The sequence below is a fragment of the Streptomyces asiaticus genome (assembly GCF_018138715.1).
GTDB lineage: Bacteria > Actinomycetota > Actinomycetes > Streptomycetales > Streptomycetaceae > Streptomyces > Streptomyces asiaticus.
This window is the reverse complement of the sequence record NZ_JAGSHX010000006.1, coordinates 4,742,046-4,764,964: the sequence shown is the minus strand read 5'-3', so window position 1 is coordinate 4,764,964 and position 22,919 is coordinate 4,742,046. Positions and strand designations below refer to the sequence as shown.

The window sequence follows — 22,919 nt, the reverse complement described above, 5'->3', positions numbered from 1 at the left end:
CCGCCATCACCATCGCTGCCCATCGCCATCGCCGCCATCGCCATCGCTGTCATCACCATCGCGATCGCCCTCCGCCGACAGCCGCATCCCGTCCCGCGCCGGGACCAGGCAGGCCCGCTGTCCCGGGCGCCCGTCCACGGTGATCAGGCAGTCGAAGCAGACCCCGATCCCGCAGAACAGCCCGCGCGGCCTGCCCTCGCGCCGCGTGGTCCGCCAGGCGACGATCCCGGCGGCCACCAGCGCCGCGCCCACGCTCTGCCCCGGCCGCGCGGTGACCGTCGTACCGTCGAAGGTCAGCCGGCAGGACGACGACCCCGTGCGCTCGTCACTCCCCGCGTGGCTCATCCGCACCACCCTCCTCGAAGCGTTCGGGGGCGAACGGCGTCAGGTCCAGATCCGTCGCCTCCCCCGTCAGCGCCTGCGCGATCAACTTTCCCGTCCCCGCCGCGAGGCCGATCCCCGCGCCCTCGTGGCCGCAGGCGTGCCACAGCCCGGGGGCGCGCGGGTCGGGGCCGATGACCGGCAGATGGTCGGGGCAGTACGGCCGGAAGCCCGCGTACACGCGCATCGCCCGCACCGACGCCAGCATCGGGAACAGCCCGATCGCGCCCCGGGCCAGCGCCCGTACGGCGGCGGGGGAGGGCCGCCGGTCGAAGCCGACCCGCTCCCGGGTGGAGCCGATCAGCACCGTGCCGCCACCCGTGCCCTCCACGACCGGCGACGCCTGGAGCTCCGCGTCCGAACTGGCCACGGCGTCCACGTAGTCGGCCGCGTAGACCTTGTGCCGTACGGTCGCGGGCGGCAGTGGTTCGGTGACGAGGACGAAGCCCCGGCGCGGCAGCACCGGCAGCTCGACGCCCGCGAGCCCGGCCACCGCACCGGCCCAGGTGCCCGCCGCGTTCAGGACGGCGGGGGCGCTGACGGTGCCGTGGGGTGTCCGTACGCCGGTGACCGGGGCACCCGCGCCGCCTCCTCCCAGGGTGGCCGGGGAGCCGCCGCCCGGGGTGGCCGGGGAGCCGCCCCCCGAGGAGCCCGCCCCGAGCCCCGAGGAGCCCGCGCCGACCCCCGACGTGGCCGGGCCACCCATACGCCCTCCCCGCCGGAGGAACCCCACCACCTCCGTCCCCGTCCGCACCACCGCCCCGCGCCGCCGCGCGAGCCGCAGCAGATGGGCCGCCGCCAGCATGGGCTGCACCTGGGCGTCCTGCGGATACAGCGCGCCCCCGGCGGCCTCGCGGGTCAGCCGTGGTTCGAGATCGTGGAGCTCGGCCGCGGACACCTCCCGTACGACGACACCACCGGCCCGCTGCCGCTCGGCCAGCGTTCGCAGCGCGCCCAGGGCGGCGGGCGTGGAGGCGACCACCAGCCCGCCCTTCCGCTCGAACTCCCACCACTCGCCGTACGGGCCCAGGTCCTCGCCCCACACCTGCCGCGAGTACCGCGCGAGCTCCAGCTCCGGGCCCGGCTCCTTGTCCGAGACCAGGACGTTTCCCTCGCCCGCGCCCGAGGTGCCGCCCGCGATGGCGCCCCGGTCGACCACCACGACCCGCAGCCCGGCCAGGGTGGCGAACCAGGCGGCGGCCGCGCCGACGACTCCGGCGCCGATGACGACGAGGTCGGCGGTCTTCGGCAAGTCCTGCGAGGCCCACCCACCCCGAGTCACGGGCCACCGGCCCACAGCCCGCGCACATGGCCGATATGGCGATGCGTCATGGCCTCGGCGCCGCGTGCGTCCCCCGCCTCCACGAGGTCGACAAGCGCGTGGTGCTCGGCCGCCGACTGGCCGAGCCGCCCGCTCTCCAGCAGCGGGATGAGCCCCAGCAGCCGGGTCTGGGAGCGGAGTTCGGACACCACGTCCACCAGGCGCCGATTCCCGGCGTGGCCGAGCAGGGTGAGATGGAAGACCCGGTCGGCCTCGATATAGCCGATGAGGTCGCCGCGTTCGGCCGCGTCCACGATGGCCTGGGCCAGCTCCCGCAGCGCGGGCAGCTCCCCCGGCGGGATACGCGGGACGGCCTCCCGTACGGTGGGCGGCTCGATGAGCAGACGGATGGACGCCAGGTCGTCCAGGTCCTGCTCCGAGACCTCGGTGACCCGGAACCCCTTGTTGGGCACCGAGACCACCAGCCCCTCCTTCACCAGGTCGAGCATCGCCTCGCGGACGGGCGTGGGGGAGACGTCGAAGCGGGCGCCGAGGGCGGGCGCCGAGTAGACGGCGCCGGGGGCGAGTTCGCCGGAGATGATGCCCGCGCGCAGGGCGTTTCTGACCCGGTCGCGCAGGCTCTCGCGCTTGCCGAGCGGCTCGAGACTGGAGCCGCGGGCGCGGGAAGCGGACCCGGTCATGTCCCTTCCACCACCGTTCTCCCCTCTCTGCACCAGAAGCTCTCTACACCAGAAACCCGGCCGGGAACGGATCCTCGGGGTCGAGATGGAACTGAGCGGTGCCGGTGACCCACGCCCGCCCCGTGATCGAGGGCACGACGGCGGGCAGCCCGGCCACCGTGGTCTCCTCCAGCAGCCGCCCGATGAACCGCGTCCCGATGAACGACTCGTTCACGAACTCCTCGCCGAGGCCCAGCTCACCGCGTGCGTACAGCTGCGCCATCCGCGCGGAGGTGCCGGTGCCGCAGGGGGAGCGGTCGAACCAGCCCGGGTGGATGGCCATCGCGTGGCGGGAGTGGCGCGCCGTCGAACCCGGGGCCTGGAGGTAGACATGGCGGCAGCCGGTGATGTCCGGCCGCTCGGGGTGGTGCGGCGGGTCCTGCGCGTTCACCGCGTCCATGATCTTCAGCCCGGCGGTCAGCAGCTCCTGCCCGGCCGCCCGGTCGAAGGGCAGCCCGAGGGCGTCCAGTTCCACGATGGCGTAGAAGTTGCCGCCGAACGCGATGTCGTAGCGCACCTCGCCGAAGCCGGGCACCCGCACCGTACGGTCGGTGGCCGGGCAGAACGCGGCCACGTTCCGGATCGTCACCGAGGTGGCGGCCCCGTCGCGCACGGCGACCTCCGCGACCACCAGGCCCGCCGGGGTGTCCAGGCGGATGGTGGTGACCGGCTCCCGCACCTCGACCATCCCGGTCTCGACCAGCACGGTGGCCACCCCGATGGTGCCGTGGCCGCACATGGGCAGCACCCCGGACACCTCGATGAAGAGCACGCCGTGATCCGCGTCCGGCCGGGTCGGCGGCTGGAGGATGGCCCCGCTCATCGCGGAGTGGCCGCGTGGTTCGTACATCAGCAGGGTGCGCAGATCGTCGCGGTGCTCGATGAACCACTGCCTGCGCTCGGCCATGGTCGCGCCCGGGAGCGTCCCCACCCCGCCGGTGACCACCCGGGTGGGCATGCCCTCGGTGTGGGACTCCACGGTGTGCAACACCCGCCGCGACCTCATGAACGCCCCCTGCCCCGTGCCCCGGCCCCCACCGGTACGGCGACCCGCACCGGTACGGCGACCCCCTCCGACACGGCCCCCACCGACGCGGCCCTCACCGGTACCCCAGCGCGAGCACCGTCTCGGTCTCCCGGACGACCCGGGCCGCCACCTCACCGGCCAGCCGGGAGCGCGGCGGGCGGCAGGCTCCGCCACGCAGCCCGGCGAGGTCCATGGACGCCTTGATGGCCTGGACGAACTCGGTCCTGGAGTCCCAGCGCAGCAGCGGATGCAGCGCCCGGTACAGCGGCAGCGCCTTCTCCAGATCCGCGCCGACGCCGGAGGTGGCGAGCCGGTACAGCTCCACGGTGGCGTCGGGAATCGCGTTCGGATACCCGGCGATCCACCCCACGGCCCCGGCGAGCCCCAGCTCCAGCAGCACGTCATCGGCGCCGATCAGCAGATCAAGACCGGGGGCGCGCTCGGCGATCTCGTACGCCCGCCGCACATCCCCGCTGAACTCCTTGACCGCGACGATCAGCCCCTCCCCGTGCAGCTCGGCCAGGAGCTCCGGGGTGAGGTCGACCTTGGTGTCATGGGGGTTGTTGTACGCCACCACCGGCAGCCCGGCGCGCGCCACCTCGCGGTAGTGGCCGACCACGGCCTCCCGGTCGGCGCGGTAGCTGTTCGGCGGCAGCGCAAGCACCGCCCGCGCCCCGGCCTCCCCCGCCTGCTCCGCCCACCGCCGGCTCTCCAGCGCCCCGTACGCCGCCACCCCCGGCATCACCCCGAACCCCTCTGGCGCCGCCTCCACCGCCACCCGCACCACCCGCGCCCGCTCCTCGTCCGTCAGGGTCTGGTACTCCCCCAACGACCCATTGGGGCACACCCCGTCACAGCCGTGCTCGGCGAGAAACCGCACATGGGCGGCGTAACCCTCGTAGTCGACCGACAACTCGTCATCGTCATGGAACGGAAGCGCCGTGGCGACATGAACGCCACGCCAGGGCGCGGAGAGATCGGGCATGCGGAACCTCCTGGGGGAGGGGACCAGACCACCGGATTTCCCTTTGAAGATAGCAGTGCAATGTCACACTGCACAGCCCTCGGCACGAGGGGATCGGCCCACCGGAAGTCACCGAAAACGCACAGGAGTTCACAGCGCGAACTGTGCGGTCTATACCTTTTGCGGGTGTGGCCTTTGTGTCGCACGAGACAGTGAACGTGACTACTATTCACCTTGATTCGGCCGGATCGCACGGCCTGTCAGGTGGCTGCTCTTCCAAAGCGGGGACTGCTCTTCGTCTCTTGTCAGCCAGGTCACCGGCGTGAAAGGCTCGGCCCGCCCCGTAAGGGGAATCCCCAACTCCGAGGCATCGCTGTGCTGTTGGCTGACCATCCCGCGGCCCGTTTTGTGAGAGGGTTGCCCCCCGGCGGGGGCGCCGCTGTTCGTGAGTGAGGAATTGCCTCCATGCCCGACCACTCATCTCCCAGGGAATCGTCCGGGGACGGCTCCCCGACGCGCCGCGGGGTCACCGAGGCACCCGGCGAGGATGTCGATGGCGCGGCCTCCGCCACGGCGTTGCTGGGCGCGTACTGGGACGCGGTCGCCGATTACGCGGAGCTGTGCACGACCACCCCGGAAGACGGGATGCGGCTCGCCACCGAGGCGTTCCGGCGGGGCATCCGGGAGACCCGCAACCGCCGTACCCGGGGGTTCGGCAAGCGCCTCCCGTGGCTTCCGCTCTTTCTGACCGCCGTACGGAAGACCGCCGCCGACTGGGTCGCCCACCGGCACGGGGACCGGCTCAACCCGGAGCTGCGGACCTGGCTGGCCTCCGACCTCGCCGCCCGGTTCGCCGCACCGCCCCGGGACCAGCCGCTCGCCCTGCGCGCGCTGCGGGACCTGCCGGAGGCGGACGGGGAGCTGCTGTGGCTGGTCGAGGTGGAGGCGCGGTCCACGGAGGCGGTGGCCCGGCAGCTGGGGTACGACCCGGAGTACGCCACCGAGGAGATCGCCCGGGTCCGCGCGGCCTTCCGCGAACGGTGTCAGCGCGCCCATGTGGACACCCTCACCGACGAGGAGTGCCGCAGCTACGCCAAGCTGCTCGACGCCGCCACCCGGGCGCCCGACTCCCCCTCGCCCGCCGACCTGTGGCAGCACCTCGCCCGTTGCCGTAGCTGCCGGGACGCCGCCACCTGCATGTATGTGGACGGCGCCGGGCTGCCCGGCGCGCTGGCGGGCGGGGTCATCGGCTGGGGCGCGAATCTCTACCTCAAGCGGCGCCGCGCGCTCGCCGAGCGGGCCCCGGGCGCCGCGCCGAGCGCCCGCGCCGCGGCCCCCACCGCGCACGCGGTCCGCGCCCCGCTGTGGGAGCGGCTGCGCGACCGGGTCCTGGACGCGATCGGGGCGCGGCGGAGCAGACGGCCCGGTGGTGTGGAGGGCAGAGCCGGCGCGGGCGGCAGAGCCGGCGCGGGCGGGGCCGATGGGGCGAGCGGGGCTCGCTCCGGGGGGCACCGGGTCGTCCGGAACCGCGCCGCCCGCCGCCGGTTACGCAGAGCCCGTACGACGGTCATCCTGGCGGTGATCGCCGTCGTCGCCCTCGCCGCACTGGTCGCGATGACCAGAACGGCCGCCGACTCCGACAACCGAACCGGCGGTTCGATGGGCCCCGAGGTGACCCCCGGCAGTCTGGCCCCCGCCACCTCGTCCCCGTACAACCCCGGCGCCCCCGCCTCCCCCAGCCCCTCGAAGAGCAAGGGCGGGAAGGACGGAAAGGACGGAAAGGGCTCCGGCAAGGGGCACCAGAAGAAGCCCGGGCGCTCCCCCTCCCCGTCCGCCTCGTCCTCCAAGGGCGACTCCGGCTCCGGCTCCGCGTCCGGCCACGGCGGCAAACCGCCCTCCGACGGCCGGAAGCCCGGCGACGACGCCGACTGCACGGCCCGTTTCCAGCTGGTCAACGAATGGCCCGACGGCTTCCAGGCCGCCGTCACCCTCACCTCCCGCGAATCCCTCAACGGCTGGCGGATCACCTGGACCTTCCACGACTCCCAGCGGGTGACGCAGATGTGGGACGGGGACTTCACCCAGCACGGCTCGAAGGTGACCGCCACCGCGGCCGACTACAACAAGCGGGTCAAGGCCGGTGGCTCCCTCTCCGTGGGTTTCCTCGGCTCCTGGAGCGACGGCAACCGGCCGCCCGGCTCCTTCACCCTGAACGGCCGCCCCTGCGCGGACTGACGGCGCCGCTCCACCCGGCCCCCCTGGCCCGAACGCGCGAACTGACGGCGCCGCTCCCCCGGCCCGAACGGCGGTCCCACCCGGATGGTGGAACAAGACCTCCGTCCCCGGGGGAATCCATCCCGGAATGAGCAGTGTCCTCAGCGGCATCGTGACCCTGCCCCCCGACGCCCCCGCCGGGCGGGCGGCGCGGGTGGTGGTGGAGGTGCGCAACGTGTCCCGGTCCGACACCCCCGAGTCGATCGTGGCCGCGCAGGTCCTCACCGATGTGCCGCTGAGCCCGGGCGGCCATGTCCCGTTCAGCGTCACCGTCCCCGGTGAGCTCGTCCCGGGCGACAACTACGGGCTGCGGGTCCATGTGGACGTCAGTGGCTCCGGGGTCTTGGAGAACGGCGATCTGGTCAGCGCCGAGGCCGGCCCCGTACCGGCCGGATCCACCGCGGGTCTGATCGCCCCCGTCACGATCGTCTGACGGACGGGTCCCGGCGCGATGGGGGCGCGCCGGGGCCCGCGTCTCGTGGTCAGTTGTCGTTCGCCGCGTCGGAGTCCGCCCTGTTCGCCGCCGACTCCGCGTCGTCCACCAGCTTGTTCAGCTCGTCCGGCTCGGAGGCGGACGGAGCCGGTGCGGTGGCCGACGGGGCGGACGTCCCCGATGAGCCGTCCGCGTCGTCCGAGCCGCCCGAACCGCCCTTGCCGCCGCCGCAGCCGGTGACCAGCGCGGCGCAGAGCAGCGCCGTGGCGGCCACGGCCCAGGGGCCGCGCTTCACTTGGCCGATTCCGTGTCGCCGCCGGAATCGCTGACGGAACCGCCGCCGGAGCCCTCGCCGCGCGCGGCGCACCACTTCTGGACCTTCGCCAGGTCCTTCTGCCGCTGCTCGAGCGTCGGCACGAGGGACCTGCGGAAGGTGAGCTTGTGGTTGAGGAACGTCTGGACCTCGGTGTGGTCCGCCTTCTTCGCCCGCTCGACCCGCTTCGTCAGCCGGGCCACGGACCCGCGGACGGTCGCCGGACCCTTCAGCCGCTTCAGCGCGCGGTCCAGCCGCTTGTCGATCCGCTTGGCGCGCTTGCACAGCCCCCGGGAGCCGTCCCCCGCTCCCTTCGGCGCCTTCGCGCTGGGGGAGGCGGCCGGTGCGGAGGCCGGGGCGCTGCCGTCCGCCGCCGCGATGCCCACCGGACCGAGCAGGGCGGCGGTGGCCGCGCACGCCACGAGGGCGCTCTTTCCACGGTGCATGGTGCTGTTCCTTCCCTAGGAGCCGGACGGCCGGGGAGGGGCCGGGCCGTCCCGGACTGGGGAAAACCTAGGAACCTTCTTTGTGGAAACTCTGTGGACCGGAGTTACCGCGCTTCGGTGGGCCGCAGGACGAACCCCACGCCGCGCACCGTGTGCAGCATCCGCGGGCGGCCGCCCGCCTCCAGCTTGCGGCGCAGATAGCTGACGAAGGTGTCCACGGCGTCCGTACGGACGTCGAAGTCATAGCCCCAGACGCGATCCAGCAGCTGATCGCGGGTGAGCACGATCCCGGCGTTCCGGGCGAACACGTCCAGCAGCTCGAACTCGCGCCGGGTGAGCCGCAGCGCCACCCCGTCCAGCCATGCCTCCCGGGCCTCCGGCACCATCTCCAGCGCACCGGCCCGCACCCGGTCGGTGGCGGCGGGCGGACGGCGGCGCAGCAGGGCGTGCAGCCGCAGCACCAGCTCCTGGAGCGCGAAGGGCTTGACGAGGTAGTCGTCGCCCCCGGCCTGGAGCCCGGCCACCCGGTCGGCCACCTCGTCGAGGGCCGACAGCATCAGGACGGGCACGTCATTGCCGTCCGCGCGCAGGCTGCGGCACACCTCGATCCCGCTGAGGTCGGGCATGGAGATGTCCAGGACCACCACATCGGGCGCCCCGTCGCGCAGCGCGGCCAGCGCGGCGTGGCCGCCGTCCGCGAGGGTCACGGCGAACCCGTTGAGCCGCAGCCCGCGCTCCAGGGACCGCCGGATGGCCGCGTCGTCATCCGTCACCAGGACGCGACCGCTGCCCGTGCCTGCCATGTCCGTACCACCTCCGGCCCGGCATGGTACGTGCCCCGCCGTGCGCACGGCCCGTTCCAGGGGCCCGGGCATGGCCTTTGGGCCAATTGACTCCGTCCCGTCCGCGCCGTGGGATTGGCCTGGTTCACCCTTTTCCCGCCGCGCCCACCCAGGAGCCGGTGTGTCCCGCGCCCGCGAAGGAGCCAGCGTGTCCCAGCCCGCCACCGCCCCGGATGCCCTGGACGCCACGGACTCCCCGGACGCCCTGGACACCCCAGACGCCCTGGATGCCGTGGACGCCCCGGACTCCCCGGATGCCCTGGACTTCCTGGACGCGCTGGGGCCCAAGGGGCCCTACCGGTCCCGCCACCGCCTCACCGTCAGCGATGTCACCGGCGTCCCGATGGCCGAACTCTCCCTGGTGCCCCGGCTGTTCGTCACCCGGGCGCTGGCCGCGCTGCGCGCCGCCGACACCCTGCCCCTGGAGGAGCGGCTGGCCGCGCTGAAGCGGGCCGGGGAGCTGTTCGCCACCGGCACCGTGGCCGGGATGTCGGCCGAGGCGTACGAGGGCGCGGTGTGCCGGATGTCGGGCAGCCCGCTCGCCAATGTGCGAATCGCCGTGGAGGCGATACGGCTCAGCGCCACCGATGCGTACCGAAACGTCCAGGCGGCCCGCCCGGTGGGGGCGGTGGGCGATTGGCGCGATCCGTACGCCAGGAGCGGCACCGCGGTGTGGATCCGGCGCGGCGATGTCTTCGCGGTGCACGCCGCCGGCAACCACCCCGCCGTGCACGCCCTGTGGCTCGAGGCGCTTGCGCTGGGCTACCGGGTGGCCGTACGGCCCTCCCGCCGTGAGCCGCTCACCCCGTACCGGCTGGTCAGCGCCCTGCGCGCGGCGGGGTTCGGCCCGGACCAGGTGGTGCTGCTGCCCACCGACCACGACGCGGCGGGCGAGATCCTGCACGGCGCGGACCTGTCCATGGTCTACGGCGGGCAGGAGGTCATCGACCGCTACGCCGCCGATCCGGCCGTGCTGCCCAACGGGCCCGGCCGCTCCAAGATCCTGATCACCGCCGACCGGGAGTGGCGCGACCACCTCGATGTCGTCGTCGACTCCATCGCCCGCCACGGCGGCACCGCGTGCGTCAACGCCACCGCCGTGCTCGTCGAGGGCGATCCGGCACCGGTCGCCGAGGCGTTGGCGGAGCGGCTCGCCGCCCTCCCCAGCCTGCCGCCGCAGGACGAGCGGGCCGTGCTGCCGGTCCATCCGCTCGAGGTCGCGCGCGGCTTCGAGCGCCTGCTGCTCGGCAAGGCCGCGGGCGCCCGGGCCTGGCTGGGCGGCGACGGCGTGGTGGACGACCTCGGCGACGGCAGCGCCGCCCTCCGCCCCGCCGTCTTCCAGCTCGACGATCCGCGGGACCCGCGGCTGGGCGTGGAGCTGTCGTTCCCCTGCGTCTGGGTGGCCCCCTGGACGCGCGAGGCGGGGGTCGCCGCGCTCCGGGACAGCCTGGTGGTCACGGCGATCACCGGGGACGAGGCGCTGCTGGACGGGCTGCTCGCCGAGCCGTCCATCAAGAACCTCTACATCGGCGACCACCCCACCCACTGGATCGCGCCGGGCCTCCCGCACGACGCGTATCTCGGCGAGTTCCTGATGCGTACGAAGGCCGTCATCCGCGGCTGACCCCATGAGTCCCCTGCCTCCATCCGCGAGGAGCATCCCGTGCCGACAGCTTCCCTTTCGGTGCTCGACATCCCCTTCGACGAGCGCCCCGACCCCGATGAGTACATCCGCGCCGCCATGGAGTGGCACTTCGGCCCGGACACCGGCTCCCCGTTCTGGCTGCGGACGGCGGAGACGCTGGACTTCGATCCACGGCGGGACGTCAAGGGCGTCGCCGATCTCGCGCTCTTCCCCAATGTCACCGGCGAGCTGCGCGAGGTGCCGGTGCGCGATCTGATCCCCCAGGGGTACGGCGCCGACGCCCGGATCGTCGGGGTCTTCGAGAGCGGCGGCACCACCGGCGCGCCCAAGCGGATCGTGTGTCTGCGCGACTGGCTGGACCGCCTCACCCACGGGCTGAGCGCCGACCTCGACGGGCTCGGCATCCCGCGCGGGGTGGACTGGCTCGCCATCGCCCCCAGCGGCCCCCATATGGTCGGCGAGATGGTCGCGGGCACGGCCGCCCGGCACGGTGGGCTGATGTTCCGCGTCGACATGGATCCGCGCTGGGTGAAGAAGCTGATCTCCGGCGGGAAGGCCGAGGAGACCGACGCCTATGTGAACCATCTGGTGGAGCAGGCGGCGTACGTCCTGCGCACCCAGGACATCGGGGTGCTGATGACCACCCCGCCGCTGCTGGAGCGGCTGGCCCGGCACGACGACCTCATCGAGCTGATCGGGGAGAAGGTCAAGGGCATCATGTGGGGCGGCGCCCATATGGACGCCGACACCCGCCATCTGCTGCGCTCCGAGGTCTTCCCCGGCTGTGAGCTGTACGGCACCTACGGCAACACCATGATCCTCGGCGGTGCCACCGAGCGGCTGGGGCTCGGCCCGGACGAGCCGTGCGTCTTCGATCCGCGTACGCCGTTCGTCACCTTCTCGGTGGTGGACCCGGCGAGCGGGCGGCCGGTGCCGTACGGCGAGCGCGGCCAGGTGGTGATGAACCACGTCAGCAAGTCCGCCCTGCTGCCCAACAACCTCGAGCGGGATCTGGCGATCCGCGTCCCGCCGCCGGAGGGCGCGGTCGGGGACTCGGTGGCCGATGTGGGGCCGGTGGCGATGTTCGACGACGAGGTCGTGATCGAGGGCGTGTACTGAGACATCCGGACGCCGGGGGTGGCGGCGCGGCCGACACCGGGCCGCCACCAGGCGTTTGCCGCGTTCCGCCATGGACCCATTCAGTCGCGACAGTCGCAGTGGTTACGATCTGGCGCGATGGGCAGAGGGCAGCGCGGAGGAGAGGCCCGCATACGGAGGGGCCACATACGGAGGGACCCGGTGCGCGGCACCGTGCCTTCCGTCCTCTGCCGTGCCGTGCTGCTGCTCGCCGCGGCCATATGGGTGGCGCCCTCGTGCGCCCAGCCCGCCGCCGGCCACACCGCCCTGTCGACCGGGTGCCGCCCGCACCGCCTGGCGGAGACCGCGTCGGCCCAGCCGTACGAGGAGCCGGTCGCGTATCCGGCTCCGGGGCACCGCCCGTTCGACACCTCCGGCTCGGGCACCGGAAGCGACGACTGTGTCGCGGGCCCCCGGGGAGTGGTCCAGGCCCTGGTGCCCGCGCCCGTAGCCCCGCCCTCCCTCGCCGAGGTTCCGCCGCCGGACGGCCCCCGGGACCCGGCCTCCGCCCGGGCGCCGCCGGACCACCCCGTCCGCGCCCTCGGCCTCCACCAGCTCCAAGTACTTCGGACCTAGGCCGACGCCGGTCACCGCGATGCACCGCTCCACCCATCCAGTGTGCGAACTGCGCGATCTGCGCGAACTGCGAGGTTGAGGACAGCCATGGGCTCCAAGGGATCGAAGACGAAGGGCGCGGCGGCCGACCGCCGCGCGAAGATAGAGGAGTTGCGCCGCGCCGAGAAGGCGCGCGAGCGCCGGTACCGGATCATCACCATCACCTCGGTCACGGTGATCGTCGCCGGGCTGGCCGTCGGGGGCTACTTCCTCGTCGACGCGAGCGACAAGAAGGAGAAGAAGGAGGCCAAGGTCACCTCGTCGGTCGTGAAGACCGGCGAGTTCAAGGGCATGAAGACCTGGAAGAACCTGGGCCGGACGCATGTCCAGGGCACGGTGAAGTACGCGATGTCGCCGCCGGTCGGCGGAAACCACAACCAGGTCTGGCAGAACTGCAACGGCGATGTCTACACCAAGCCGCTGACCAAGGAGAACGCGGTGCACTCGCTGGAGCACGGCGCGGTGTGGGTGACGTACACCGACAAGGCGTCGAAGGAGGACGTCGCCGCCCTCTCGGCGCGGGTCAAGAAGACCCCGTACTCGTTGATGAGCCCCTACCAGGAGCAGGACGCGCCGATCGTCCTCAACGCCTGGGGCAATCAGCTCGACGTCCAGAAGGCGGACGACCCGCGCGTGGCCGACTTCTTCAAGAAGTTCGTCCAGGGCAAGCAGACGCCCGAGCCCGGCGCCTACTGCACCAACGGGAAGACTTCGTGAGCGAAGGGACCGCCGTCGGCCGCGCCTCCCGTCAGCCGCTGGTGGCGGGGATCGCCGCCGCCCTCGCCCTGCTGACGCTGGTGGCGGTGGCGGTGCTGTGGCTGACGAGCGACCGCTCGGAGGGCTCGACCGACACGGGGACGCCGAAGGACACCTCGGCCGAGGCCGGTTTCGCCCGCGACATGTCCGTCCACCATCAGCAGGCGGTGGAGATGTCGTTCATCGTGCGCGACCGCACGAGCGACGACGAGGTGCGGCGGCTGGCGTTCGACATCGCCAGCACCCAGGCCACCCAGGCCGGGATGTTGCAGGGCTGGCTGGACATGTGGGGGCTGGACAAGACGTCCGAGGACCCGCCGATGACATGGATGAAGCACATGTCGTCGGACGACATGGAGGGCATGGACCACGGCTCGATGAAGGGCATGGGCCCCACGTACAAGCCGCACGACGGCTCGCTCATGCCGGGCATGGCCACCAACACCCAGCTCGACGCGTTGCGCAAGGCCAAGGGCAAGGCGGCGGAGGTGCTCTACCTGAAGCTGATGACCGCCCATCACAAGGGCGGCGTCGAGATGGCGAAGGGCGCGGTCGAACTGGTCAAGGACTCGACCGAGAAGCACCTGGCCCAGACGATGGTCCAGGGCCAGCAGTCGGAGATCCAGCTGATGGCCGACATGCTCACGGCACGCGGCGCGTCCTCCTGACGCCCGCCGATGGCGCCCCTCGCCCCACGAGGCCCCACGGGGCCGCGGGGCGCCATCCCCCCTTCCGGGCCGCCATCACCCCTTCCAGGGCGCCATCACCCCTTCCGCACGAACACCCCGGACCGGGCCGCCTGATACGTGACCTCGACGGTGGTGTGCACCAGCCGCGCGTCGATGGACCCGCGCAGGATGAGCACCCGGTAGTAGAGCGGCGCCCCCAGTGAGGCGATGACCTCCCGCCCGTCGGTGCCCTCGGGGATGTCCCCCCGCTCCACCGCGTTCCGCACGATCAGGGTCACCTCCTCGGTCCGCCGCACGAACGCGTTGCGGAGGATCTCCTCGACCCTGGTGTCATGCGCGGCGGCCGCGATCAGCCCCTGCATGACATTGCGGTTGCGCAGGGCGTTGTTGAAGTCCGCGATGGCCTGGGTGAGTTCCATCAGATCCCGCCGGAAGTCACCGGTGTCCGGAGTGGGCAGCGTCGAACTGCGCTCGGCCAGCAGATCGACGACCACCCCCTCCACCGTGCGCCAGCGCCGCCGGATCGTCGACACATGCACCCCCGACCGCTGCGCGAGCCGATCGAGGGTGAGCGCGGCGAACGAGTCGCGGTCGAGCTCCTCGTACGCGGCCGCCAACACGGCGGCCCGAGTCCGGGCCGTACGCCCTCCGGGGCGAGCCGACCCATGCGGTGGTCGCTCTGTCATGACGCGCCGACTCTACGGCCCCTCCACCCTCGTGAGCACCAGATCTTCACGCCCTCCGGGCGCCGAACGCCCGGTAACCCATTGCACGGCGTACACGCCCCTCGCTAGTGTGACACCCGTTACCTAATGCTCGCGACAGCGCATTAGGACAACGTGGCGCAGAGTTTGCCGGACCTTCCTCACGAGGGGAAGGAAGGTCCAGCACGCTCCTCTTCTTCCTCCTGGCCTTCGGCCCTGGACGACGGCGCTCGGCCGGCCATCGCCTCTGCCGGTCGGGTGAGATCAGCCGTAGGAGGCCGACCACTTGCCGCGCGTGAAATGACACACGCCGTCGGGCGTGATGTGCACGCGGCTGCCGTAGATCGGCAGGCCGCCCTCGGCGTTCAGCCGGTGCCGGATGCGTTCGAGCACCGTCCACAGGCGCTGCGGGCCGCCCTGATGGACCGTAGGCGGGTCGATCCACGTCGCCGAAGCACGCGCCCATGAGCCATCGGCGTGCACGAGCCATGCCGTGCGCTGCTCGCCGCGCTCCTCATAGTGGGTCTCGACGCCGGGCGCGGCGAGTTCGAGCATGGCGCGCACGTCCCACGCCTCCGCGACGTTGAGCACCGGATAGCGGCCCTCGGTCATCTGCTCGCCCTCGCGGTCCCGTACGGCCGCGAACAGCTCTTCCGTCCCCGGCGGGTAGTCGGCCCCGGTACGGGTGCTCATGAACCCGGCCCGGTCCCACTCGACGACCCCGCGCGCGCCGCCGTCCGCGTCCTTGTCGGCCGTGACGATCACGCTCATGCGGGCGAGCGTGGTCACCAGGCGCCCGCCGGGGCGCAGTGCGGCTGTCACGCTGGCGAGGTTGCGCAGGGCCACCATGGACACGATGCGGTCGAAGTCCCCCGGGAGCGGCCCCGTGACGTCACAGGTGACCACCTGGGGGGACATGCCCAGGGAGGCAAGCCGATCGGTCGCCGTCCCGGTCAGGTACGGGTCCACGTCCATGGCCGTGACGTGCTTGCCCCCGAGGCGCCGCGATGCGAGGGCGGTACTGGCCCCGGTACCCGTGCCGATCAGGCCGAGGTCGGCGCCGTCGTACAACAGCCCGTGGCGCAGCATGCGCACCACCAGGCCGGGCATGGTGCTCGACGATGTGGGCACGCCGCGCGGCCGGTCGTCGGGGCTTGCCTGGTCGGCGTGGAGCGGGCCGACGCGGGTCACCAGGGACGTATCGGAGTAGACCGCGCGCAGCCACGCCGACTCGTCCGCCGGTCCGTCACGCAACGCCCAAGTGCCGCCGCCCGCCGGTTCCCACCACCGGGGCACGAAGACGTGCCGGGGGGTGGAGGCCACCGCCTCCCTCCACCGCGAGACGGGCGGGGCCACCTCGGCCGCGAGACGTTCGGCGTGGGGCTTCCAGTCCATGAGCCGCCTCATTCGTCGTATTTCGGGTCGCATGCTTCCTGCTCGGCGGGCGAGCAGTCGCCGCCGTCCGACGCGGGCTTGCAGTCAGGGTCACACGGACCTCCCCCAGCGCGGGCCGGAATCGTGCTCAGCGCCTCGGCCCATGCCTCGCCGCCCAGGATCGCGGCCAAGCCCCGTTCCCGGATGTTGCCGGTGGTCAGCCACCGCGCCATCACACACGGGGTCACGTCGCCCGAGGGCAGGACGGCCACCTGTCCCTGCCCGCACCGCCCGCACAGCTCCGCCGTGTCCGCCCCCACCTCGGGCAGCGAGGCACGGCCGAGGCGCCGCATGCGGTCCGTGCGGATCGCCGTCACGCCGAGCGCTTCCAGCTCCCGACATGCCTCGCTCACGCGCTGCCCCGACAGGACGGGCACAATGCCGACACGCAGCGGAATACCGCGCCGTACGGCCTCGGCGATGTTCGCCCGGGTGCGTTCGTAGCTGCCTGGTCGGGTCGTGATGGCGTCATGTTCCTCCGCACGGTCGCTGTAGTAGCTGGTGGCCAGCTTCACGCCCTCGCGGGCGAGCAGGCGCCACCAACCGGGCTTGATGTGGAACAAGTTGCTGTAGACCTCGACTTGAAGACCGAGGCTCAGCGCGTGGTCGACCAATTCCGCCCATGCCGGATGCGTGGTCGGCTCACCGCCGATGAGCTGCACCTCGCGCGCGCCCAGTGCCGCCACGTCGCTGATCACCCGCCGCCAATCGCCGGCCGTCATCACGCCGCGCGTGCCGGTCGGCCCCGACTCGGCAAAGCACTGTGTGCATTGGAGCTGACAAGCTCCAGTGATCTCCAGCTCAACGACCCTCGGCGCGGTCGTCGGGGAAGCCACGGGGCTTTCCATTACGGTGCTCATTGCTGCTCCTTCGGTGTCGTTGTACGGCCTACCCGGCCCCCGTCCCACGGGCCTCATCCGTCGGTCTCACATCGCAACTCGCCCCACACCCGCTTCCCCCAGGGCAGCCGATCGGCCCCCCATCGCCAGGCGCACTCCTCCACCACAGTCAGGCCGCGTCCCCGCTCCTCATTGGCCCCGGCGAGGCGTGGCACGGGCAGTGTGCGGCACTTGTCCACCACGGCGATGCGGACTACATCGGGCGCGGGACGGGTGATGACGCGGATGACGCGGCAGTCGGTGTGGTCCACCGCGTTGGCCACCAGCTCGGAGACGATGAGGGTGGCGGCGTCGGCGCAGTGCTCTATGCCCCAGACCGCCAGCGCCGTGCGGACGAGACGACGGGCCGTGGCGGCGCTTGGGGCCGTGCACGGCAGGGTCTCGGTGTAGCCGGGGTGCCCGGAGGGGCGGGCAGTGGTGGTCACGATCATGGCGGACCTCGCGGTTCGTGAACGTGAGCGCACGCTATGACCGCTGAGAGCGACCGGACAGTGACCGTACGTACCACTTTGCCGGACGGGTGGGACGTCTCGTCCTACCCGTCCAGGTTGAGCCGGTCCGCCAGTTCGGTCACGGGGGAGGTGCGGCGGCGCTCGCGGCGGCGTAGTTCGGCCACCACCCGCCGGGCCGTTCCGTGGTAGCGCATCCACTCCGGTGCGTCGCCCTCCGCGGCCAGGAGGGCGCGAAGGGCGCTGTCGTCCTTCCCGAGGTCAACACAGGCCAGGGCGCGGTCGACATGGAATCGGGCGCGCCACGTCGGGGGCAGCCGGTGGAGTTCCGGAACGGCACGGGCCGCGGTCAACGCCTTCGCGCCGCGCTCCATCTCCACCAGGAAGTTGACCTCGGCGACACCGACATTGGTCGGGCCGAACGGTGTGGCGTAGTCGAGGCGGTCCTCTCCGATGCGGGAGGCGGCGGCCGTCGCCATGTTGAGCAGTTCGTCCACGGCGTCGTGCTTGCCGCGTCGCACGGCCGCGGTCGCCGCACGCAGCAGCAGGATTCCCCACAGGGACAGTTCGATGGGCCGGGACCGGAATCCGGGCTCGATCCGCTCGGCGGCGGTCAGGGCGACACGTTCGGCGTCCTCCAGCCGCCCCTGCTTGGTCAGGATCCACGACAACGTGGAGACGCCCATGGTCTCGAGGTGCGGATCGTCCGACCGCCGGGCGGCCTCCATGGAGCGCTCCAGCGCCGTGAACCCGGCGTCCTCCTTGCCCAGCGCGGCCAGCGTGGTGGCCGCCACCTGATACGCCTCGGCGAGCACCGCATGGGCCGCGGCGGCGTCGGTGCCGCTGTGGGCGTGTGCCGCCGTCCTGGCGTCCCGGATGAGTTGCGGCAGCAGGACGCCGATGTCGGCCATCCGGCCCTCGCGGCGGATGCGTTCGGTGGACCGTAATGCGGCGCGCAGCGCGCCGACGGTGGGCGGGGCCTCGGGGTCGGCGTCCTCGCCGAGGAGTTCGGTCAGCGGGGAGACGGCCTGCCGCAGCGCGAGCACGGACGGCGAGTCGCCCTCCTGGCGGGCCTCGAAGGTGGTCGGCTGACCGATCAGTACGGACGGTTCCACATCGAGTGCGCGGGCGAGGGCGTTGATCGTCGAGAGCCGGGCCGTCTGCCGCTGACCCTGTTCCAGCTTGCGCACCACGTCCACGGACAGCTCTGCCCGTTCGGCGAGCCGCTCCTGAGTGAGCTTGCGCCGAACCCGGAACCGAGCGATCCGGTCCCCGAGCCCCCGCTCGTCCTCACAGCCCATGGCCCCGGTCCCCCCAACTCACCATCAGGTATCAGGCGGATGTGGCTTCCACGCTACGCCCTCGCGCGCGCCATAGGGGAAAACCGGATGCCCCTTTCGTCCCCCGGTGGTACGGCAACCACCGGGGGACGAGGCCAGGGACGAAACGGTCAGTGCAGGTGGGCCGGGGTGAATTCGACCGGGAGGGCGGCCACGCCGCGCATCATCAGGGTGACGCGCCATTCGAGCTCGTCCGCGGGGACGGAGAGGGTGACGTCCGGGAGGCGGTCGAGGAGGACCTCGATGGCGGCGGTGGCGATGACCTCGGCGATTTCGCGGGCGGCCGGGGGGCAGCCGTGTTTGCCGTGGCTGAAGGCCATATGGGCCTGGTTGCCGCCGGCGCCGGAGTGGAAGTCCGGGCGGACGTCGGGGTCGGCGTTGGCCGCGGCGAGGCCCAGCATCAGGCAGTCGCCCTTACGGATGCGGCGGCCGCCGAGCATGGTGTCATCGGCGGCCCAGCGGCCGATCCAGAACGGGACCGGGGTGTCCTCCCACAGCACCTCGTTGAGCGCCTGGCCGACGCTGCGGCGGCCGCCGGAGAGGGTGATGGCGAACCGTTCGTCCGTCAGCATCAGCCGGAGGGCGTTGCCGATCAGGTCGCTGGTGGGCTGCTGGACGGCGTAGATGGAGCCGAGCAGATCGTTGATGATCTCGTCGTCGGTGAGACCGGCGGGGTGGGACACCAGATGGGCGGCGACGTTGACCTGGTCGGGGTTCTCTCGGACGCGTTTGATCAGCGTCTCCATCCGGGTCTGCATCTTCTGTAGCGCGAGGGGGGCGTCGTTCCCGGTGAGGTGGAGCGAATCGTCCTGGATGGCGGCGGATTCGGCGTCGTCCAGGCCGTAGAGCCGGGTCACCACCCGCAGCGGGATCTGGCTGGCGTACTCGGCCACCAGATCGGCCCGGCCGCTGCCCGCGAAGGTGTCGATCAGCTGGTCGGCGACGCGCTCGCACCCCGCGCGCAGCTCGAACTGGTCCACCGCCGCCAGACCGTCGCAGATCGCCTCGGACCGTCGCTGGTGGTCGGCGCCCTCGCTGAAGAGCATGGTCGGGCGGTAGCCGACGAAGGTGGTCAGCTCCCAGTCGGGCGGCACCAGATGCCAGGAGTGCCAGCGGCGGGAGTCGCGGGCGTACAGATTGGGATCGGTGGTGACCCGGACCACCTCGCGGTAGCCGAGCACCGTCCAGACGGGGATCTTGCCGTCCAGCAGGATGGGCACGACCGGGCCGTGGTCCCGGAGCAGTTCGCGGTAGAGCTCCATCGGCTCGTCCCGGAACCGCTGGTAGTCCAGCGGCACCGACCCGGGGGGCACCTCCCCGTCGGGCGGCGCGGGGGCCGACGGGAAGACGGGCTCGGGCGGCGCCCCGGGCGGGGCGTCCAGCGGGGACGTGGGGTCAGGGGTGGTCACGCGGTGGTCTCCCCGGCGGAGCCGTTGATGGACAGGGAGTAGAGGTGGCGGGCGAGCGCGACCAGTACGGCCTTGCTGGAGTCGCGCTTGCGGGCGTCGCATTCGATCATCGGCACCTCGGGCGCGAGGTCGAGGGCCTCCCGCACCTCCTCCAGCGTGTGCTGCGGCTCGGTGAAGTTGTTGCGGGCCACGATGAACGGGGTGCCGTGGTGCTCCAGCCGGTCCAGCGCGTACCAGGAGTCGGAGAGCCGGTTGGTGTCCACCAGGACGACCGCGCCCAGGGTCCCGGAGAACAGCCGGTCCCACAGGAACCAGAACCGCTCCTGGCCCGGGGCGCCGAACAGATAGAGCACCATCTGCTCGTCCAGGCTGATCCGGCCGAAGTCGAAGGCCACCGTGGTGGTGGTCTTCTCGCGCACGAACGAGGCGTCGTCGATGCCGATGCCCGCCTGCGTCATCGTCTCCTCGGTGCTGAGCGGGCGGATCTCGCTGACGGACTGCACCATCGTCGTCTTGCCGACACCGAACCCGCCGACGATCACGATCTTCAGACCGTTGCTCGCGCTCTCCCGCAGCGGGGCGTGCCCGGCGCCGCCGGGGAGCGCGGTGCTCACGGTGGTCTCAGAGATTCTGGAGTGCAACGAGCACCTTCTTCAGGGTTTCGGGCCCGGGCAGCCGGCCACCGGGGCGGGCCGCATGCGGATGGCGCGCGGTGATCCGGCCGGTGTCCAGCAGATCGCACAGCAGGATCTTGACCACGCTGACGGGCAGTTCCAGATACGAGGAGATCTCCACGACCGACAGGGGGCGGCGGCACATCCGCAGGATCTTGACGTGCTCGGACTGCATTCCGGGGGTGGGATCGCTTTCGCTGACGATCAGCGTGACCATGTCGAACCGGCTCTCGTCGGCCCGGCTGCGGCCGCCGGTGACGGTGTACAGCCGGTCCGGACCCTCCTTGTCCAGCGGACCTCGGATCATGCCTGCGCCCCGCCGCCGCTGCCGCCGGCTTCCACCCGCGGAGCGGCCCGCAGATGGTCGCCGATCTGCTCGACGAGCTCGTTCATGTTGTGGCCGATGATGCCGACATCGGCGTCGTCATGGGCCACCACGGCGAGATGGGCGCCTTCGCCGGCCTCGACGATGAACAGAATCCCCCCGTGGAACTCCGTCATCGACTGCCGTACGCCGCCGCTTCCGTCGCCGAACTCGACGGACGCGCCATGGGCGAGGCTCTGGATGCCCGACGCGATGGCCGCCAGTTGATCGGCCTGGTCAACGGACAACCCGGAGGAGAGGCAGAGCTTGAGACCGTCCCGTGACAGCACCAGGGCGTGGCGCGAACCCGGGGTCTTTTCCAGCAGGTTCTCCAACAGCCAGTCCAAGCTGCGGTCGGTGGTGTTCATCTGCGTTCCTTCTGTCACGGCTTGTCGTTCTCGGCAGGCTCGGCGGACTCGGCGGTCTCGGTGTGATCTGCGGATACCGAAGGCTCGGTGTCACAGGGCGCACCGGCGGCGGATCCACCGCGGGCCGCCTGGCGGAAGGCGCCGAAGCGGGCTCCGGCTTCCTCGGGGCGTGGACGGCTGGTCTTGGGCCTGGGTTCCGTCTCGGCCGACCGGGCGGCCGCGCGGGTGGCGGCGGCCAGCGTCTCGCCACGGCGCCGCTTGGGCAGTCCGTTGACCCGCGAGGGCTGCCCGGAGGGCTCCGGCGCGGACGACGGGGAGGGGGACGGGGACGGGGCGGTCTCCGGCGACGTGGACGGCGCGGCGGCCGGGGCGGACGCGGCCGGAGCGGCCGGAGCGGCCGGAGCGGACGCGACCGGGGCGGTGGACGCGACCGGGGCGGTGGACGCGACCGGGGCGGTGGACGCGACCGGGGCGGTGGATGCGACCGGGGCGGTGGATGCGGCGGACGTGGCGGACGCGGCGGACGTCTGCCGGGGGACCCCGGTGCGGACGGTGCCCGGCGTGTCGAGGACGACGGCGTCCTGGTTGATGTGCGTGACCAGCTGCTGCGGAATCAGGACGACGACACCGGTGCCGCCCCGCGCGGACGGCCGGAAGGAGACGGTGAGCCCGTGCTTGCGGGCCAGACAGCCGACGACCGCGAGACCCAGCCGGGTGCCGGACAGCGTCATCAGGTCCAGGCTCTCGGAGGAGACGGCCTTCTGGGCGCGGTCCAGGGCGGCCGGGCCCATCACCAGGCCACCGTCCTCGACGGTCACCACGACGCCCGCGTGCGTCTCCTCGACGTACACATGCACCTCCTCGGTGGGAGGCGAGAAGCTGGCGGCGTTGTCCATCAGCTCGGCGAGTGCGTGCATGACGCCCTCGGCCGCGTAGCCGGCCACCGCGGCGTTGCTGGTCGAGTGGACCCGCACCCGCTGGAAGGCGCTGATCCGGCCGATCGCGCCGCGCAGCACGGACTCCATGACGATCGGCTTGGTCCAGCGGCGCCCGGAGCGGGCACCGGTCAGCACCGCGATACTGTCCGCGATCCGGCCCGCCTGGGCGGTGGTGTGGTCCAGCTTCAGCAGATCGCCGAGGACGGTCTCGTCGTGGCGGTTCTCCATCTCCCGGAGGTCGGCCAGCATGCTGGTGGCCAGCGCCTGGACGCGGCCCGCGGCGTTGGCGCACGCGGCCATCGCGGAGGCGCGCATTCGCTCACCGTCGCCGATCTCGCGCAGCAGGGTCCGCAGCAGATACTGATGGGCCCGGCTGGTGGGGCGCTCCATGCGGGTGACCACGGTTTCCACCGAGCCGCCCTCGCGCAGTTGCCGGACCGCGGAGGGAATCGTTTCCTCGGCGAGCCGGGTGGCCTCGATCTCCTGCGCGGCGGCCGCGGTCTCCAGCGAGGTGACCCGCTCCTGGAGGCGGTCGATGGTCCGCGAGCGGCTGGCGGCGACCGCGAGCGCCACCCCCAGCAGTACGGCGGCGGCCCCGCAGAAGACGGCGACGAAGGTGCGCTGGGCGGATGGCACCGCGGTGGTCACCCACAGCCCCGCTCCGGCGGCGACGACGGCCGCCAGCAGGGGGACGGTCAGGGTCCCGCGCGTCACCGAGGGCCCTTTGTGCGGATGGCTGGATATGTGTGCTGACATCTATCAGGTCCTCATGGGCGCGTTGAGGGTTTTCGGCTGGACCACGCGGACATCAAGCCGT

General features: G+C 72.4%; 25 protein-coding genes. 7 read left to right on the top strand and 18 right to left on the bottom strand.

The features are described from left to right. Positions 1-6: 6 nt before the first annotated feature. From KHP12_RS27540 to KHP12_RS27520, 5 genes are all read right to left on the bottom strand, one after another. The gene (locus KHP12_RS27540) at positions 7-345 is read right to left on the bottom strand and encodes a (2Fe-2S)-binding protein (protein ID WP_211833864.1); all 339 of its coding nucleotides are present in this window, start codon (positions 343-345) and stop codon (positions 7-9) included. Beyond that, positions 326-1,633, bottom strand: a complete 1,308-nt coding sequence (locus KHP12_RS27535; protein ID WP_245010132.1) for an NAD(P)/FAD-dependent oxidoreductase — start codon at positions 1,631-1,633, stop codon at positions 326-328. Before KHP12_RS27535 ends, KHP12_RS27540 begins: the two co-directional genes overlap by 20 nt. A gap of 26 nt (positions 1,634-1,659) precedes the next feature. Further along, complete coding sequence (locus tag KHP12_RS27530) at positions 1,660-2,343, bottom strand: GntR family transcriptional regulator (protein ID WP_211833863.1); 684 nt, start codon at positions 2,341-2,343, stop codon at positions 1,660-1,662. Positions 2,344-2,386: 43 nt separating this feature from the next. Further along, positions 2,387-3,388, bottom strand: a complete 1,002-nt coding sequence (locus tag KHP12_RS27525) for a proline racemase family protein (RefSeq protein ID WP_211833862.1) — start codon at positions 3,386-3,388, stop codon at positions 2,387-2,389. A gap of 94 nt (positions 3,389-3,482) precedes the next feature. Beyond that, positions 3,483-4,394 (bottom strand): dihydrodipicolinate synthase family protein, encoded by a 912-nt coding sequence (locus tag KHP12_RS27520; RefSeq protein ID WP_210609563.1) that lies wholly within the window; start codon positions 4,392-4,394, stop codon positions 3,483-3,485. Between the two features lie 444 nt (positions 4,395-4,838). Between KHP12_RS27520 and KHP12_RS27515 the strand changes: the two genes are divergently transcribed. Together KHP12_RS27515 and KHP12_RS27510 are read left to right on the top strand one after the other, a co-directional pair. Next, positions 4,839-6,608 carry a cellulose binding domain-containing protein gene (locus KHP12_RS27515; RefSeq protein ID WP_211833861.1) on the top strand — a complete coding sequence of 590 codons (1,770 nt, stop codon included), beginning with the start codon at positions 4,839-4,841 and terminating at the stop codon, positions 6,606-6,608. A gap of 127 nt (positions 6,609-6,735) precedes the next feature. Next, entirely contained in the window at positions 6,736-7,080 is a 345-nt protein-coding gene (locus tag KHP12_RS27510; protein WP_086886407.1) for a hypothetical protein, read from the top strand. A 49-nt stretch (positions 7,081-7,129) separates the two neighbouring features. Here the strand turns inward: KHP12_RS27510 and KHP12_RS27505 are convergent, their stop codons facing one another. From KHP12_RS27505 to KHP12_RS27495, 3 genes are all read right to left on the bottom strand, one after another. Continuing rightward, positions 7,130-7,375 carry a hypothetical protein gene (locus KHP12_RS27505; protein WP_086886406.1) on the bottom strand — a complete coding sequence of 82 codons (246 nt, stop codon included), beginning with the start codon at positions 7,373-7,375 and terminating at the stop codon, positions 7,130-7,132. Continuing rightward, a complete protein-coding gene (locus tag KHP12_RS27500) occupies positions 7,372-7,839 on the bottom strand; it encodes a hypothetical protein (RefSeq protein ID WP_086886405.1) in 468 nt (155 codons plus the stop codon). Before KHP12_RS27500 ends, KHP12_RS27505 begins: the two co-directional genes overlap by 4 nt. Before the next feature lie 104 nt (positions 7,840-7,943). Beyond that, positions 7,944-8,642: a response regulator transcription factor gene (locus tag KHP12_RS27495; RefSeq protein ID WP_037954026.1), complete on the bottom strand. Its 699-nt coding sequence runs from the start codon at positions 8,640-8,642 to the stop codon at positions 7,944-7,946. A gap of 298 nt (positions 8,643-8,940) precedes the next feature. On the opposite strand from KHP12_RS27495, the gene KHP12_RS27490 reads away from it, so the two are divergent. The 5 genes from KHP12_RS27490 to KHP12_RS27470 all read left to right on the top strand — a co-directional run bounded on the left by KHP12_RS27490 (position 8,941) and on the right by KHP12_RS27470 (position 13,502). After that, on the top strand, positions 8,941-10,305 hold the full coding sequence (locus tag KHP12_RS27490; protein ID WP_086886408.1) for an aldehyde dehydrogenase family protein: 1,365 nt from the start codon (positions 8,941-8,943) through the stop codon (positions 10,303-10,305). A gap of 39 nt (positions 10,306-10,344) precedes the next feature. Beyond that, a complete protein-coding gene (locus tag KHP12_RS27485; RefSeq protein WP_086886404.1) occupies positions 10,345-11,445 on the top strand; it encodes an AMP-binding protein in 1,101 nt (366 codons plus the stop codon). 180 nt (positions 11,446-11,625) lie between these two features. Further along, positions 11,626-12,039: a hypothetical protein gene (locus KHP12_RS27480; RefSeq protein WP_086886403.1), complete on the top strand. Its 414-nt coding sequence runs from the start codon at positions 11,626-11,628 to the stop codon at positions 12,037-12,039. Between the two features lie 87 nt (positions 12,040-12,126). Next, the gene (locus tag KHP12_RS27475; protein ID WP_086886009.1) at positions 12,127-12,795 is read left to right on the top strand and encodes a thioredoxin-like domain-containing protein; all 669 of its coding nucleotides are present in this window, start codon (positions 12,127-12,129) and stop codon (positions 12,793-12,795) included. Beyond that, positions 12,792-13,502: a DUF305 domain-containing protein gene (locus KHP12_RS27470; RefSeq protein WP_086886008.1), complete on the top strand. Its 711-nt coding sequence runs from the start codon at positions 12,792-12,794 to the stop codon at positions 13,500-13,502. Before KHP12_RS27475 ends, KHP12_RS27470 begins: the two co-directional genes overlap by 4 nt. Positions 13,503-13,597: 95 nt before the next feature. Here the strand turns inward: KHP12_RS27470 and KHP12_RS27465 are convergent, their stop codons facing one another. The 10 genes from KHP12_RS27465 to KHP12_RS27420 all read right to left on the bottom strand — a co-directional run bounded on the left by KHP12_RS27465 (position 13,598) and on the right by KHP12_RS27420 (position 22,858). Then, positions 13,598-14,209: a TetR-like C-terminal domain-containing protein gene (locus KHP12_RS27465; RefSeq protein WP_086886007.1), complete on the bottom strand. Its 612-nt coding sequence runs from the start codon at positions 14,207-14,209 to the stop codon at positions 13,598-13,600. A gap of 282 nt (positions 14,210-14,491) precedes the next feature. Further along, positions 14,492-15,622, bottom strand: coding sequence for a methyltransferase domain-containing protein (locus KHP12_RS27460; protein ID WP_086886006.1), 1,131 nt, complete (start codon positions 15,620-15,622; stop codon positions 14,492-14,494). A gap of 8 nt (positions 15,623-15,630) precedes the next feature. After that, positions 15,631-16,521: a radical SAM/SPASM domain-containing protein gene (locus KHP12_RS27455; protein WP_086886005.1), complete on the bottom strand. Its 891-nt coding sequence runs from the start codon at positions 16,519-16,521 to the stop codon at positions 15,631-15,633. A 53-nt stretch (positions 16,522-16,574) separates the two neighbouring features. Beyond that, positions 16,575-16,991 (bottom strand): ATP-binding protein, encoded by a 417-nt coding sequence (locus KHP12_RS27450; protein ID WP_086886004.1) that lies wholly within the window; start codon positions 16,989-16,991, stop codon positions 16,575-16,577. Between the two features lie 104 nt (positions 16,992-17,095). Further along, positions 17,096-18,310, bottom strand: a complete 1,215-nt coding sequence (locus KHP12_RS27445) for a helix-turn-helix domain-containing protein (protein ID WP_086886003.1) — start codon at positions 18,308-18,310, stop codon at positions 17,096-17,098. Between the two features lie 149 nt (positions 18,311-18,459). Then, complete coding sequence (locus KHP12_RS27440; protein WP_210609560.1) at positions 18,460-19,758, bottom strand: cytochrome P450; 1,299 nt, start codon at positions 19,756-19,758, stop codon at positions 18,460-18,462. Continuing rightward, positions 19,755-20,399 (bottom strand): GTP-binding protein, encoded by a 645-nt coding sequence (locus KHP12_RS27435; RefSeq protein WP_372455232.1) that lies wholly within the window; start codon positions 20,397-20,399, stop codon positions 19,755-19,757. Before KHP12_RS27435 ends, KHP12_RS27440 begins: the two co-directional genes overlap by 4 nt. Further along, positions 20,380-20,739 (bottom strand): DUF742 domain-containing protein, encoded by a 360-nt coding sequence (locus KHP12_RS27430; protein WP_020869869.1) that lies wholly within the window; start codon positions 20,737-20,739, stop codon positions 20,380-20,382. The genes KHP12_RS27435 and KHP12_RS27430 overlap by 20 nt, the downstream gene beginning before the upstream one ends. Next, a complete protein-coding gene (locus KHP12_RS27425) occupies positions 20,736-21,164 on the bottom strand; it encodes a roadblock/LC7 domain-containing protein (protein ID WP_086886287.1) in 429 nt (142 codons plus the stop codon). The genes KHP12_RS27430 and KHP12_RS27425 overlap by 4 nt, the downstream gene beginning before the upstream one ends. A 14-nt stretch (positions 21,165-21,178) precedes the next feature. Then, the gene (locus KHP12_RS27420) at positions 21,179-22,858 is read right to left on the bottom strand and encodes a sensor histidine kinase (protein ID WP_210609558.1); all 1,680 of its coding nucleotides are present in this window, start codon (positions 22,856-22,858) and stop codon (positions 21,179-21,181) included. Between the last annotated feature and the right edge of the window lie 61 nt (positions 22,859-22,919).